The organism is Burkholderia sp. BCC1640 (genome assembly GCF_902833125.1).
Classification (GTDB): Bacteria; Pseudomonadota; Gammaproteobacteria; order Burkholderiales; family Burkholderiaceae; genus Burkholderia; species Burkholderia diffusa.
Window position 1 is genome coordinate 159,537 of record NZ_CADFEF010000007.1, and the last position, 14,535, is coordinate 174,071.

Sequence of the window (14,535 nt, forward strand, 5' to 3'; positions counted from 1 at the left end):
CTTTTACGCAGAACGCCGAATTATAGGGCCTGCATTGGAATGATGTCGTGACGCCGTTCCGGGCCCTGCGGTCAATGATTGTCAAATTGTCGGGCAAAACATTGCTGCAACGCAACAATTGCCGCCCGATAATCGTCTGCGCCCGTGACCGCGCTGACCACCGCGACGCTGCCGACGCCCGTCGCCAGCACGTCCGGCAACGCGTCGAGCCCCACGCCGCCGATCGCGACGAGCGGCGCCCGCGCGCCCGCGAAGCGCGCATAGCGGGCAATCCGCGCAAGGCCTTGCGGCGGCGCCGCGACCGCCTTGGTCGCGGTCGCGTACACGGGGCCGAGCGCCAGATAGCTCGGGCGCTCGTGCAACGCGCGCAACATCTCGTAATAACCGTGACTCGACAGCCCGAGCCGCAGGCCGGCGCGCGCGATCGCGGCCAGATCGGCCGTTTCCAGGTCCTCCTGACCCAGATGTACGCCGTACGCGCCCTCTTCTATCGCGATCTGCCAGTGATCGTTGATGAACACGCGCGCACCGGGATAACGGCGCCCCGCCGCGACCGCCCGCGCGACTTCCCGGCGCAACGCGTCCGGATCCGCGCCTTTCACGCGCAGCTGAACGGTTCGCACGCCGCACTCGAGCACGCGTTCGACCCATTCGGCGTCGGGGACGACCGGATAAAGGCCAAGTTGCGCGGGGCACGGCGGGAATGCGGGCTCGGGTGCCGAGGCCAGGCCCGCGACGCGCGGGAACCGCGCGGCATCGACCGGCCACGCATCGGCCCCGCGCGCTTCGTCGCCGTCGCGCCACGCGAGCGCGAGCACCAGCGCGTCGATCGGCGCGAAGCCGCAATCGAGGAACGCCGCGAGCGCCGCGATCCAGTCGTCGGCGAGCGGATGCGCGGCTTCCAGCGCGTAGCGCACGCCCGCGGCGTGCAGCACCGCGCCGTGTTCGTCGAACTCGATCGCGACCGCGTCCGGCGACGCGGGGCGCGACGCAGCCGACGCGCGCGCCTGCGCGGCTCGATCGCCGGCCGACACGATCAGCACGTCGCCGTCGGCCGGCACGTCGGGCGCCGCGACGCACAGCCGCCACGGCGTCGTGCCGGTCGGCCAGTCGCCCAGGCGGGCGCGAATCCGCTCGGCCGCTTCGGCCAGCTCGTCGGCCGGCGGCCAGAATGCATCGGCGAAGCGCACGCTCATGCGCCGCCCCCGTCCTGGTGCCAGAACGGCATCCCGACGACCGGCGTGCTCGCGTGCGCAGTCTCGCGCGCATCCATCGGCCCGGCGAGATAGGCCGCACGGCCGGCCTCGACGCCTTGCGCGAACGCACGCGCCATGATGTCCGGATGCGTGGCCTGCGACACGGCCGTGTTCAGCAGCACGCCGTCGAAGCCCCACTCCATCACCTGGCACGCGTGCGACGGCACGCCGAGCCCGGCGTCGACGATCAGCGGCACGTCCGGTAGCCGCTCGCGCAGCACGCGCAGCCCGTACGGATTCACGACGCCCTTGCCCGTGCCGATCGGCGCGCCCCACGGCATCAGCGCCTCGCAACCGACGTCGAGCAGACGCCGGCCGATCACGAGATCCTCGGTGCAGTACGGCAGCACCTTGAAGCCGTCCTTGACCAGTTGCGCGGCCGCCTCGATCAGCCCGACCGGGTCGGGCTGCAGCGTGTAGTCGTCGCCGATCAGCTCGAGCTTGATCCAGTCGGTATCGAAGACCTCGCGCGCCATGTGCGCGGTCGTCACCGCTTCGGCGACGGTCTGGCAGCCGGCCGTGTTCGGCAACAGCGGCACCGCGTGACGCTTGAGCAGATCGAAGAAGCCGGCCTCGGCGGTGCCGCCGGTCATCTGGCGGCGCAGCGCGACCGTCACCATCCCGGGGCGCGACGCGACAATCGAATCGGACAGCGACTGCAGCGACGGGTAGCGCGACGTGCCGAGCAGCACGCGGCTTGCGAAGGTTTCGCCGTACAGCGTCAGCGCGTCGGCGGAAGTGAGGGACGTCATGTCGTTTTCCTGGAAGAGCGGAGGGCGAACCGGCGGCGCTCAGCCGCCCGCGACGGGGTGCACGACGTCGAGCTTGTCGCCCGTCGCGAGCGCGCGCGCCGCATGCTGCGTGCGCGCGACGAAATTGCCGTTCAGCGCGACCGCGTACGGCGGACGCGCGCCGTACGCGGCGAGCGCGTCGGCCACCGTCGCGCCGTCGGGCAGCGTCAGCGTCTGTTGGTTGATCTGGATATCCATGAGGCTTGATCGAATTCGGTCGGCGGCGCGCGTCAGGCCGGCTGGCGCGCGTCGTCGCGGTGATGAAGGAGCGTCGGCCAGCGCGCGGCGTCGCGCCACGCGGCGAACGCGTCGGCATCGGCGAATGCACCGCCGAGCGCGGCTTGCGCGAACGCAACCGCCGCGTGCGCGACTTCCGGCGCGATCATGAAGCCGTGCCGGTACAGGCCGTTGACGGCCAGCGTCGTCGCGCCGTCCCAGATCACCGCCGGGCGGTGATCGGGCAACGTCGGGCGGCATTGCGCGTTCAGTTCGAGAATGCGCGCCTCGCCGAACGCCGGGTGCACGGAAAATGCCGCGCTCAGCAGTTCGAGCGCCGAGCGCACGCTCACGGGCGACATGTCCTCGCCCTCCACTTCGGTCGCGCCGATCACGTACAGGTCGTCCTGTTTCGGCGCGATGTAAAGGGGATAGCGCGGATGCAGCAGCCGCACGGGCCGCGTGAGCCCGATGCCCGGCGCGCGCACGCGCGCGACTTCGCCGCGGATGCCGCGCAGCGCGGGCAGCGCGGATTTCGCGCCGAGCCCGCGGCAATCGATCGTGAAATGCGCGTCGGGCCGGTTCGCGTCGTCGATCGTCGCGTGCCAGTGCAGCTCGACGCCGCGTTGCGCGAGGCCCGCCGCGAGTGCGCGCAGCGCCTGCCGGTTGTCGAGCTGCCCCTCGCGCGACAGCATCAGGCCGCGCGCGAAGCGCCCCGCGAGCGCGGGCTCGGCCGCGTCGACCTGCGCGCCGGCCAGCGCGACGAAGCCACCGTCGAACAGCTCGGCCGGCGCGTTCGCGCGCACGCGCCGCTCGAACAGCGGCGCCTCGGCGCGATCCGCCTGATGCCAGACGACGAGCGTGCCGTGCTGCTGGAAGAACACAGGTTCGGGCAGTTCCGGGAGCCATTGCGGCCAGCGCGCGAGCGATGCCGCGCCGAGCTCGGTGATCAGCAGCTCGGCGCTCGCCGCCTCGGCGAGCGGCGCGAGCATCGCGGCCGCGACCCACGCGGCCGACTGCTCGCCGTCCGGGCCGCCGCGCTCGTACAACGCGACGCGATGCCCGTCGCCCGCAAGCCGCCACGCGATCAGACGGCCGACGAGGCCGCCGCCGAGTACCGCGAAATCGGGCCGGGAAGCGTGGAGGTTCATCGCGCGCCCTCCTCGCGAACCGCGCGGGCGCGTGCGACGAACGTCGACGCGCGCGCACCGTCCCGTGCGGACGCACGCGACAGCGGATCGGGAACAGCGCAAAAGACTGAAGATTGAGCGGTCATCATTCCTTCCGTAACGCGCAACGCGCGTACCCAAAAGGACGAAACCGGCAGCAAAGGCCGGCCGGGCGGGACTCGGGCGCTGACCATGTGGGATGGCAGCCAGCGCGGCCCGGCGGGATCAGAAACTTCCCTCGCCGGTATTACCCGGATCGGGTGCGAAGGGTCTTTCTCAGCCTCGCCGCGTCGCCCGGAACTGTCCGTCGGCCGCGCTCGAAGCACCCCTGTTTCGTCGTCGGCCATTAGACCATAAAAGCGGAAAGCGCCGCAAACTGTCCCCCTTGCGGCAAATTCGCCGTCGCGTCGCGCCGCTCTGGCACAATGCCCGCAGGCTGGCCGCGCGAGCGGCCGGTTGCCGCGTCACCGCCGGCCTTAAGTGCCGTTTAAGACGCGCGGGCCACCATCCGGACGCCCGCCGTCAGTCGGCACCCCGTCCCGGCATACCGTATCGCGGTGCGCGTCCGGCTCCGCCCGGTCCGCGCGCCGGCTACTCATCAGGAAGCACATGACCCAATCGATCGATCCCGTCCGCTCCGCCTCCGACGCGCCGCAGGACGAGCGCCCGGTATCCGCGTGGAGCCTCATCAAGCCCTACTGGGTGTCGTCCGAATGGAAAATCGCGTGGGGGCTGCTGGTCACGATCATCGCGATCAATCTCTGCGTGGTCTGGATCAACGTCAAGCTGAACAAGTGGAACGTGGGGTTCTACAACGCGCTGCAGTCGAAGAACGTTCAAGACTTCCCCGGTCTGCTGATGCAGTTCTCGGCATTCGCGTTCGCATTCATCATCCTCGCCGTCTACGGCCGCTATCTGCGCCAGATGCTCGGGTTCCGCTGGCGCCAGTGGCTCACCGATCGCTTCCTCGGCCAATGGCTCGGCGATCGCGCGTTCTATCGGATCGAGCGCGACCGCCTCGCCGACAACCCCGACCAGCGGATCACCGACGACCTCCAGTCGTTCGCGACGGCCACGCTCACGTTGTCGCTCGACCTGCTGTCGACGGTCGTCACGCTCGTGTCGTTCATCACGATCCTGTGGTCGCTCGCGGGCGCGCTGACGATCACGCTCGGCGCGACGCCTGTCGCGATTCCCGGGTACATGGTTTGGGCGGCCGCACTGTATGCGGTGGTCGGATCGCTGATCATCCAGAAGGTCGGCCACCCGCTCGTGTCGATCAACTACCAGCAACAGCGCGTCGAGGCCGACTTCCGCTTCGGCTTGATCCGCGTGCGCGAGAACGCCGAGCAGATCGCGTTCTACGACGGCGAGAAAACCGAGATCGGCACCGCGCAGACGCTGTTCATGCGCATTCGCGATAACTGGTGGCGCGTGATGAAGTACACGAAGCGCCTCACGTTCGTCACGGCCTTCTATAGTCAGATCGCGATCATCTTTCCGCTCGTCGTCGCGGCGCCGCGCTATTTCGCGGGCGCGTTCTCGTTCGGCGTGCTGATGCAGATTGCGTCCGCGTTCGGCACCGTCAGCGATTCGTTCTCGTGGTTCATCAACAGTTACTCGACCCTCGTCGAATGGCGCGCGACCGTCAACCGTCTGCGTGAATTCAAGCGTGTGATGGGCACGTCGCACCTGAAGGAAAGCCTGTCGCCCGCGACCGAGCACGGCGGCATCAACCTGCACTACGTCGATGCCGCGAAGCTGTCGACGTCGTCGCTGAAGCTCGCGCTGCCGAACGGCAACGCGCTCGCGAACATCGGCAACGTGACGATCGAGCCCGGCTCGCGCTGGCTCGTGGTCGGCAAGTCGGGTTCCGGCAAGAGCACGTTCATGCGCGCGCTCGCGGGCCTGTGGCCGTTCGGCGACGGGGCGATCGACGCGCCGGTCGGCGCGCGGATGATGTTCGTGCCGCAAACCAGCTACTTGCCGATCGGCACGCTGAAGGCCGCGCTCACCTATCCGGCCGCGCCCGACGCATTCACCGACGACGCGTGCCGCGACGCGCTGCGCGCGTGCCGCCTGGAAGACTACGTCGGCCGCCTCGACGAGACCGGCCACTGGACGCGCGTGCTGTCGCCGGGCGAACAGCAGCGTCTGGCCGGCGCGCGCGTGCTGCTGCACAAGCCCGACTTTCTGTTCCTCGACGAAGCGACGAGCGCGCTCGACGCCGACAACGAAGCGCGGCTCTATCACCTGCTCGCCGAACGGCTGCCGAAAGCCGCGATCGTCAGCATCGCGCATCGCGAATCGCTGGCCGCGTTCCACGTCGGCACGATCAACGTCGAACGCGTGAACGACAGCGACAAAGTCGCCGCGTAACCGAAACAAAAAGGCCGGCGCATACCGCGCCGGCCTTGTTCTCTTCCTCGTCCCGCCCGCCTTCCCGCTACGCCCGCCCGACGGGCACCGACACGATCGGCACATGCGACACGCCCTCGTGCGACAGCCGGCTTTCAAATAACGTCAGCGCGACGAAACGCAGCGCGACCGGCCGCCCGGTCGCACCGCCGTGCGCGGGCTGCCCGTCCGCGTCGCGCGGCAGCCGCGCGAGCGTGACGTGCGGCCTGAACGGCCGGCGGTCGGCCGGCACGCCCAGTTCGAGCAGCAGCGCGGACAAGTCGGCATTCAGCGCCGCACAGGCGGGATCGGGCGCGAGTTCCGCGACGATCAGCCTCGCGCGCGGCAGGCTCGGCCACCACGCAATCCGCTCGACCGGCTGCAACGGCAGCGCATGCGCGGCCGCGAGCGCCGGCAGGCGTGCGGCCAGCGCGTCGCAACGCGCGCGTTCGATCGCGCCGATGAACGCGAGCGTCACGTGCAGTTGCGCGGGCAGCGTGCGCCGCGCGCCTCGGGTGACCGGCAGCGCGTGCAGCGCGTCGCGCGATGCCGCATCGGGCATCAGCGCGACGAACGCACGGAGCCGGTCGCCGTTCATGACTCGCGCACCGCCACGCGCGCCTCGGCCACCGCATCGGCCGACACCGGACGCTGCGGCAGCGGGCCGTGCTCGCCCCACACGTCGGCCGGCAGCACGCGCGCGAGCTCGGGAATCGTGTTGCGCGTGAACACCGGATCGGCAATGCCCTCCGCGCGCTGGCGGCGATAGTCGCGCCACGCGGCATGCGCATACTTGCCGAGCGCGAGGATCGCGACCAGGTTGATGATCGCCATCAGCCCCATGCTCGTATCGGCCATCGCCCATACGAGCGGCAGTTGCCCGACGCTGCCGAACATCACCATGCCGAGCACCGCGATGCGGAACAGCGGCAGCACGCCGCGCCGCTTCGTGATGAAGTCGACGTTGCCTTCCGCGTAGGCGTAATTGCCGATCACCGACGAGTACGCGAAGAAGAAGATCGCAACAGCCATGTAGATGCCGCCCCAGTCGCCCACGTGGCTCGCGATCGCGCGCTGCGTGAGCGCCGCGCCCTCCATGCCGGTGCCGAGTTCGTACTGGCCCGACAGCAGGATCACGAACGCGGTCGCGCTGCAAATCACGATCGTGTCGACGAACACGCCGAGCATCTGGATCAGCCCCTGCACGACCGGATGCCGCACGCTCGCGGTCGCGGCCGCGTTCGGCGCGCTACCCATGCCGGCCTCGTTCGAGAACAATCCGCGCTTCACGCCCATCGCGACCGCCTGGCTGACCGCGTAGCCGGTCAGGCCGCCCGCCGCCTGCTCGAGCCCGAACGCGCTCTTTACGATCAGCGCGATCACGCCCGGCACCAGCGCGACGTGCGTCGCGACCGCGTAGACGGCCAGCGCGAGGTAGCCGATCGCCATCACCGGCACGATCACCTGCGCGACCGACGCGATGCGGCGAATCCCGCCGAAGATGAGCGGCGCGGTGAGCAGCACGAGGCCGAGGCCGACCGTCTCGCGGCTCCAGCCGAACGACGTATGGAACGCATCGGCGATCGCATTGGCCTGCACCGCGTTGAACACGAAGCCGAACGCGAGAATCAGCGACAGCGAGAACAGCACGCCGAAGCCGCGCGAGCGCAGGCCCGTCTGGATGTAGTACGCGGGGCCGCCGCGATAGCTGCCGTCCGGATGCGACACCTTGAAGATCTGCGCGAGCGTCGCCTCGACGAACGCCGACGACATCCCGACGAGCGCCGTCATCCACATCCAGAAGATCGCGCCCGGCCCGCCGACCGTCAGCGCGACCGCGACACCGGCGATGTTGCCGGTGCCCACGCGGCTCGCGAGGCCGGTCGCGAACGCCTGGAACGACGAGATGCTGCCCGGCTCGCCCTTGCTGCCGACCAGCTTGATGCTGAGGAGCAGCGCCTTCAGCTGGATCATCCGGAACCGCAACGTGAACCACGCGCCGGCGCCGAGCAGCAGCGCGATCAGCACGTAATTCCACAGCACGCCGTTGACGGCGTCGATCAGCCCATGCACGAATGCTTCCATTCAGAGTCCTTGTAAATGGGGTCAGTCAAATGCGGCGGCCGCGCGAACGCGGCCGGTCGGGCGACATGATATGACAATTTCCAATGATTATTACAAAACGAAAGGTTACCGGATCGCGGAACATCGATACCTGATGTGATCAGGTTAGGCGACGCTTCGGAAAGATGCGGAGCGCGCGGCGCGGCGACAGCGGACGACGGGTGCCTGCCTGCGGACGATTGATTACCGACGGAACGCCGCACCATAAAAAAACCGGGCGCCCTTTCGGACGCCCGGTTTTCCTCGAAACCCGCTCGCGCGCTTCAGCTTAGCGCGGCAGTTCCGAATGCCCCATCAGGTACGCATCGACCGAACGCGCGCACTGGCGGCCTTCGCGGATCGCCCAGACGACGAGCGACTGGCCGCGGCGCATGTCGCCTGCCGCGAACACCTTGTCGACCGACGTGTAGTACGAGCGATCGCCTTCGGTCGCCGCGCGCGCGTTGCCGCGTGCGTCCTTCGCGACGCCGAACGCCTCGAGCACGGTGGCTGCCGGCTGCGTGAAGCCCATCGCGAGCAGCACCAGGTCGGCCTTCATCTCGAACTCGGAGCCCGGCACTTCCTGCATCTTGCCGTCCTTCCACTCGACGCGCACCGCGATCAGCTTCTCGACCTTGCCGTTCTTGCCTTCGAGACGCTTCGTCGCGACCGCCCAGTCACGCTCGCAGCCTTCCTCGTGTGACGATGACGTGCGCAGCTTGATCGGCCAGTACGGCCATACGAGCGGCTTGTTTTCCTCTTCCGGCGGCTGCGGCAGCAGTTCGAACTGCGTGACCTGCTTCGCGCCGTGACGGTTCGACGTGCCGACGCAGTCCGAACCCGTATCGCCGCCGCCGATCACGATCACGTGCTTGCCCTTCGCGAGCAGCTGGTCGACGAGCTTGTCGCCCGCGTTCACGCGGTTCTGCTGCGGCAGGAAGTCCATCGCGAAATGCACGCCGGCGAGCTCGCGGCCCGGCACCGGCAAATCGCGCGGCGTTTCCGAACCGCCCGCGATCACGACCGCGTCGAATTCTTCCTTCAGCTTCTCCGGCGAAATGGTTTCCTTCGCCATGTTGCCGATCGAGTCCGGCAGCGCGTCCTTGCCGATGAACACGCTGGTGCGGAACGTCACGCCTTCCGCTTCCATCTGGCGCATGCGGCGATCGATCAGCCACTTCTCGAGCTTGAAGTCGGGGATCCCGTAACGCAGCAGGCCGCCGATGCGGTCGTTCTTCTCGAACACCGTCACGTCGTGGCCGGCGCGCGCGAGCTGCTGCGCGGCCGCGAGACCCGCGGGGCCGGAACCGACGACCGCGACCTTCTTGCCCGTCTTGTGCTCGGCCGGCAGCGGCTTCACCCAGCCTTCCGCCCAAGCCTTGTCGATGATCGCGTGCTCGATCGACTTGATGCCGACCGGATCCTCGTTGATCCCGAGCGTGCAGGCTGCCTCGCACGGTGCCGGGCAAATGCGACCCGTGAACTCGGGGAAGTTGTTGGTCGAATGCAGGACTTCGATCGCCTGCTGCCAGTCCTGGCGGTAAACGAGATCGTTGAAGTCCGGGATGATGTTGTTGACCGGGCAGCCGTTGTTGCAGAACGGGATGCCGCAGTCCATGCAGCGCGCGCCCTGGACCTTCGCGTCCGCGTCGGTCAGCGCCGCGACGAATTCCTTGTAGTGCTTCACGCGCGTGAGCGGTGCTTCGTACGCCTCGTGGCGGCGTTCGAACTCCAGAAAACCGGTTGCCTTGCCCATAAGGTGCTCTTCTGTTCGGTGTATCGGGTGGGGGAGCCGCGCGCGGCAATCATGCGCGCGCGGCATTCGCTATGTCGTTCGTCGCTCAGGCGGCCAGCACTTCCTTCGCCGCCTTCTTCGCACCGATCTCGCCCAGCGCGCGCTTGTATTCGTGCGGGAACACCTTCACGAACTGGCGGCGCGCCGCGTCCCAGTTTTCCAGCAGCGACTTCGCGCGCGGCGAACCCGTGAACTGGAAATGACGCTCGACGAGCCCCTTGAGCAACGCTTCGTCCGTCGTGCCCTCATGCCAGAGCGCGCGGTCGACCGTGCGCTCCTGCTCGGCCTGCTGCAGCACCGGCTCGAGCGCGACCATCGACTTGTTGCACTTCGCCGCGAACGTGCCTTCCGGATCGTAGATGTACGCGAGACCGCCCGACATGCCGGCCGCGAAGTTGCGCCCGGTTTCGCCGAGCACGACGACCGTGCCGCCCGTCATGTATTCGCAACCGTGGTCGCCCGTGCCTTCGACGACCGCCGTCGCGCCCGAGTTACGCACGCAGAAGCGCTCGCCCGCGACGCCGCGGAAGAACGATTCGCCTTCGATCGCGCCGTACATCACCGTGTTGCCGCAGATGATGTTTTCCTCGGACTTGCCGCGGAAGTCGTTGGTCGGACGGATGATGATCCGGCCGCCCGACAGGCCCTTGCCGACGTAGTCGTTGCCGTCGCCGACGAGGTCGAGCGTCACGCCCTTCGCGAGGAACGCGCCGAAGCTCTGGCCGGCCGTGCCCTTCAGCTGGATGTGCACCGCGTCGTCGGCCAGGCCGTCGTGGCCGTGCTTCTTCGCGATCACGCCCGACAGCATCGCGCCGACCGTGCGGTTCACGTTGCGCACCGGCTGGATGAACGACACGTGCTCGCCGTTCTCGATCGCGGCCTTCGCCTTCTCGATCAGCACGTGGTCGAGCGCACGCTCCAGGCCGTGATCCTGCACGTCGACGTGACGCGGCGCGACGTCCTCGCATTCTTCCGGCTGGTAGAACACGCGCGAGAAGTCGAGGCCCTTCGCCTTCCAGTGCTCGATGCCCTTGCGGGTGTCGAGCAGGTCGGCGCGGCCGATCAGGTCGTCGAACTTCGCGATGCCGAGCTGCGCCATGATCTCGCGCACTTCCTCGGCGACGAAGAAGAAGTAGTTCACCACGTGCTCGGGCTGGCCCTTGAACTTCGCACGCAGCACCGGATCCTGCGTCGCGACGCCGACCGGGCACGTGTTCAGGTGGCACTTGCGCATCATGATGCAGCCCTCGACGACGAGCGGCGCCGTCGCGAAGCCGAATTCGTCCGCGCCGAGCAGCGCGCCGATCACGACGTCGCGGCCCGTCTTCATCTGGCCGTCGGCCTGCACGCGGATGCGGCCGCGCAGGCGGTTCAGCACCAGCGTCTGCTGCGTTTCGGCGAGGCCGAGTTCCCACGGCGTGCCCGCATGCTTGACCGACGACAGCGGCGATGCGCCCGTGCCGCCGTCATGGCCGGCGATCACGACGTGATCGGCCTTCGCCTTCGCGACACCGGCCGCGACCGTGCCGACGCCGACTTCCGACACCAGCTTCACCGAGATGCTCGAGCTCGGGTTCACGTTCTTCAGGTCGTGGATCAGCTGCGCCAGATCCTCGATCGAGTAGATGTCGTGGTGCGGCGGCGGCGAGATCAGGCCGACGCCCGGCACCGAGTAGCGCAGCTTGCCGATGTATTCCGACACCTTGTGGCCCGGCAGCTGGCCGCCTTCGCCCGGCTTCGCGCCCTGCGCCATCTTGATCTGGATCTGGTCGGCCGATGCCAGGTACTCGGCGGTGACGCCGAAGCGGCCCGACGCGACCTGCTTGATCTTAGAGCGCAGCGAATCGCCGTCCTTCAGCGGAATGTCGCTCACGATCTCGTCGCCGATCACCGACTTCAGCGTCTCGCCCGACTTGATCGGAATGCCGCGCAGTTCGTTGCGGTAGCGCTTCTCGTCCTCGCCGCCTTCGCCGGTGTTCGACTTGCCGCCGATCCGGTTCATCGCGATCGCGAGCGTCGCGTGCGCTTCGGTGCTGATCGAACCGAGCGACATCGCGCCCGTCGCAAAGCGCTTGACGATGTCCTTCGCCGGCTCGACGTCGTCGATCGGGATCGCCTTGGTCGGCTCGACCTTGAACTCGAACAGGCCGCGGAACGTCATGTGACGCTTGGTCTGGTCGTTGATCAGGTGCGCGTATTCCTTGTACGTCTGGTACGAGTTGCTGCGCGTCGCGTGCTGGAGCTTCGCGATCGAGTCCGGCGTCCACATGTGGTCTTCGCCGCGCACGCGGTACGCGTACTCGCCGCCCGCGTCGAGCATGTCGCGCAGGACCGGGTTGTCGCCGAACGCATCGCGGTGCAGGCGGATCGCTTCTTCCGCGACTTCGAACAGGCCGATGCCGCCGACCTTCGATGCCGTGCCCTTGAAATACTTCTCGACGAGGTCGCTCGACAGGCCGAGCGCTTCGAAGATCTGCGCGCCCGTGTACGACATGTACGTCGAGATGCCCATCTTCGACATCACCTTCTGCAGGCCCTTGCCGACCGCCTTCGTGAAGTTGTAGACGGCCTTCTCCGGCGACAGGTCGCCCGGCAGGCCTTCCGCCATCTTCGCGAGCGTTTCCATCGCGAGGTACGGGTGCACGGCTTCCGCGCCATAGCCCGCGAGCAGCGCAAAGTGGTGCGTCTCACGTGCCGAGCCCGTCTCGACGACGAGGCCCGTGCTCGTGCGCAGCCCTTGCTGGACGAGGTGCGTGTGGATCGCCGACGTGGCGAGCAGCGCCGGAATCGCGACGTGCTCGGCGTCCGTCTTGCGGTCCGACACGATCAGCATGTTGTAGCCCGACTTGACCGCGTCGACGGCTTCCGCGCACAGCGACGCGAGGCGTGCCTCGATGCCTTCCTTGCCCCACGCGACCGGATAGCAGATGTTCAGTTCGTATGCGCTGAACTTGCCGCCCGTGTACTGGTCGATCGCGCGGATCTTCGCGATGTCCTTGAAGTCGAGCACCGGCTGCGACACTTCGAGACGCATCGGCGGGTTGATGTTGTTCGTGTCGAGCAGGTTCGGCTTCGGGCCGATGAACGACACGAGCGACATGACCATGTTCTCGCGGATCGGGTCGATCGGCGGGTTCGTGACCTGCGCGAACAGCTGCTTGAAGTAGTGATAGAGCGTCTTGTTCTTGTTCGACATCACCGCGAGCGGCGAGTCGTTGCCCATCGAGCCGACGGCCTCCTCGCCCTGCTGCGCCATCGGCGCCATCAGGAACTTGAGGTCTTCCTGCGTGTAGCCGAACGCCTGCTGGCGATCGAGCAGCGCCGCGCCCTGCGTGCGGCCGGCCGCGACGTCCTCGGCCTTCGGCTCGATCTCGTCGAGCTTGATGCGCACGGCGTCGATCCAGCTCTTGTACGGCTTCGCGTTCGCGAGGTTGTCCTTGAGTTCCTTGTCGTCGATGATGCGGCCGTGTTCCATGTCGATCAGGAACATCTTGCCCGGCTGCAGGCGCCACTTCTTGACGATCTTCGATTCGGGGATCGGCAGCGTGCCGGCTTCCGACGCCATGATGACGAGGTCGTCGTCGGTCACGATGTAGCGCGCCGGGCGCAGGCCGTTGCGGTCGAGCGTCGCGCCGATCTGGCGGCCGTCCGTGAACGCGATCGCGGCAGGGCCGTCCCACGGCTCCATCATCGCGGCGTGGTATTCGTAGAACGCGCGGCGGTTCTCGTCCATCAGCGTGTGCTGTTCCCAGGCTTCCGGGATCATCATCATCACCGCGTGCACGAGCGGGTAGCCGGCCATCACCAGCAGTTCGAGACAGTTGTCGAACGACGCGGTGTCCGACTGGCCCGGGTAGATCAGCGGCCACAGCTTCGGAAGATCGTCGGCGAGCACGTGCGACGCGATCGCGCCGGTACGCGCGTTCAGCCAGTTCACGTTGCCCTTCACGGTGTTGATCTCGCCGTTGTGCGCGATCATCCGGTACGGGTGAGCCAGTTCCCATGCCGGGAACGTGTTGGTCGAGAAGCGCTGGTGCACGAGCGCGAGCGCCGACACGACGCGCTCGTCCTGCAGGTCGCGGTAGTACACGCCGACCTGGCCCGCCAGCAGCAGCCCCTTGTAGACGATCGTGCGCGCCGACATCGACGGCACGAAGTATTCCTTGCCGTGCTTGAGCTTCAGCGCCTGGATGCGGTGGCTCGCGGTCTTGCGGATCACGTACAGCTTCCGCTCAAGCGCGTCCGTCACCATGATGTCCTTGCCGCGGCCGATGAAGATCTGACGGATCAGCGGCTCGCTCGCCTTGACGGTCGGCGAGATCGGCATCGCATGGTCGACCGGCACGTCGCGCCAGCCGAGCACGACCTGACCCTCTGCCCGCACCGTCCGCTCGAGCTCCTGCTCGCACGCGAGACGCGACGCGTTTTCCTTCGGCAGGAAGATCATCCCGACCCCATATTCGCCGGCCGGCGGCAGCGTCACGCCCTGCTTCGACATTTCCTCGCGATAGAACGCGTCCGGAATCTGGATCAGGATGCCGGCGCCGTCGCCCATCAGCGGATCGGCACCGACCGCGCCGCGGTGATCGAGGTTCTCCAGGATCTTCAGACCCTGCTGAATGATCTCGTGGCTCTTCTTGCCCTTGATGTGAGCGACGAAGCCGACGCCGCAGGCGTCGTGTTCGTTTTGCGGGTCGTACAGACCTTGTGCGGCGGGCACCGCGGCGAGCGGCTGCTGGTGGTCGTTCATGGGGACACCGTCGTAAAGGGGCCGCGAGGGCCGTTGAACCATTTTTTTGTTGCCGTCG

At 67.8% G+C, this 14,535-nt stretch carries 9 protein-coding genes and 1 riboswitch; of the genes, 1 reads left to right on the top strand and 8 read right to left on the bottom strand.

Annotation, left to right across the window (positions count from 1 at the left end):
* Positions 1-71 precede the first annotated feature (71 nt).
* From thiE to HWX25_RS10460, 4 genes are read right to left on the bottom strand one after another with little or no spacing between them, the layout of a single operon-like run.
* Positions 72-1,196 carry a thiamine phosphate synthase gene (gene thiE / locus HWX25_RS10445; RefSeq protein ID WP_175908451.1) on the bottom strand — a complete coding sequence of 375 codons (1,125 nt, stop codon included), beginning with the start codon at positions 1,194-1,196 and terminating at the stop codon, positions 72-74.
* On the bottom strand, positions 1,193-2,008 hold the full coding sequence (locus tag HWX25_RS10450; protein WP_175908452.1) for a thiazole synthase: 816 nt from the start codon (positions 2,006-2,008) through the stop codon (positions 1,193-1,195). The genes thiE and HWX25_RS10450 overlap by 4 nt, the downstream gene beginning before the upstream one ends.
* A 39-nt stretch (positions 2,009-2,047) precedes the next feature.
* Positions 2,048-2,245: a sulfur carrier protein ThiS gene (gene thiS, locus HWX25_RS10455; RefSeq protein ID WP_014898319.1), complete on the bottom strand. Its 198-nt coding sequence runs from the start codon at positions 2,243-2,245 to the stop codon at positions 2,048-2,050.
* Between the two features lie 32 nt (positions 2,246-2,277).
* Entirely contained in the window at positions 2,278-3,414 is a 1,137-nt protein-coding gene (locus tag HWX25_RS10460) for an FAD-dependent oxidoreductase (protein WP_175908453.1), read from the bottom strand.
* Between the two features lie 234 nt (positions 3,415-3,648).
* Positions 3,649-3,772, bottom strand: a riboswitch (TPP riboswitch).
* Between the two features lie 269 nt (positions 3,773-4,041).
* Between HWX25_RS10460 and HWX25_RS10465 the strand changes: the two genes are divergently transcribed.
* Positions 4,042-5,811 carry an ABC transporter ATP-binding protein/permease gene (locus HWX25_RS10465; protein WP_175908454.1) on the top strand — a complete coding sequence of 590 codons (1,770 nt, stop codon included), beginning with the start codon at positions 4,042-4,044 and terminating at the stop codon, positions 5,809-5,811.
* A gap of 67 nt (positions 5,812-5,878) precedes the next feature.
* Here the strand turns inward: HWX25_RS10465 and thpR are convergent, their stop codons facing one another.
* The 4 genes from thpR to HWX25_RS10485 all read right to left on the bottom strand — a co-directional run bounded on the left by thpR (position 5,879) and on the right by HWX25_RS10485 (position 14,477).
* Positions 5,879-6,427, bottom strand: a complete 549-nt coding sequence (gene thpR / locus HWX25_RS10470; protein ID WP_175908455.1) for an RNA 2',3'-cyclic phosphodiesterase — start codon at positions 6,425-6,427, stop codon at positions 5,879-5,881.
* Positions 6,424-7,914: an alanine/glycine:cation symporter family protein gene (locus HWX25_RS10475; protein WP_175908456.1), complete on the bottom strand. Its 1,491-nt coding sequence runs from the start codon at positions 7,912-7,914 to the stop codon at positions 6,424-6,426. The genes thpR and HWX25_RS10475 overlap by 4 nt, the downstream gene beginning before the upstream one ends.
* 307 nt (positions 7,915-8,221) lie before the next feature.
* Entirely contained in the window at positions 8,222-9,688 is a 1,467-nt protein-coding gene (locus HWX25_RS10480; RefSeq protein ID WP_059820883.1) for a glutamate synthase subunit beta, read from the bottom strand.
* An 85-nt stretch (positions 9,689-9,773) separates the two neighbouring features.
* A complete protein-coding gene (locus HWX25_RS10485) occupies positions 9,774-14,477 on the bottom strand; it encodes a glutamate synthase-related protein (RefSeq protein ID WP_059820882.1) in 4,704 nt (1,567 codons plus the stop codon).
* Between the last annotated feature and the right edge of the window lie 58 nt (positions 14,478-14,535).

Bases quoted from the DNA above. Each gene is read 5' to 3' on its own strand.
- HWX25_RS10485 (WP_059820882.1), bottom strand. From the start codon at position 14,477: ATGAACGACCACCAGCAGCCGCTCGCCGCGGTGCCCGCCGCACAAGGT.
- thiE (WP_175908451.1), bottom strand. From the start codon at position 1,196: ATGAGCGTGCGCTTCGCCGATGCATTCTGGCCGCCGGCCGACGAGCTG.
- thiS (WP_014898319.1), bottom strand. From the start codon at position 2,245: ATGGATATCCAGATCAACCAACAGACGCTGACGCTGCCCGACGGCGCG.
- HWX25_RS10465 (WP_175908454.1), top strand. From the start codon at position 4,042: ATGACCCAATCGATCGATCCCGTCCGCTCCGCCTCCGACGCGCCGCAG.
- HWX25_RS10450 (WP_175908452.1), bottom strand. From the start codon at position 2,008: ATGACGTCCCTCACTTCCGCCGACGCGCTGACGCTGTACGGCGAAACC.
- HWX25_RS10475 (WP_175908456.1), bottom strand. From the start codon at position 7,914: ATGGAAGCATTCGTGCATGGGCTGATCGACGCCGTCAACGGCGTGCTG.
- HWX25_RS10480 (WP_059820883.1), bottom strand. From the start codon at position 9,688: ATGGGCAAGGCAACCGGTTTTCTGGAGTTCGAACGCCGCCACGAGGCG.
- HWX25_RS10460 (WP_175908453.1), bottom strand. From the start codon at position 3,414: ATGAACCTCCACGCTTCCCGGCCCGATTTCGCGGTACTCGGCGGCGGC.
- thpR (WP_175908455.1), bottom strand. From the start codon at position 6,427: ATGAACGGCGACCGGCTCCGTGCGTTCGTCGCGCTGATGCCCGATGCG.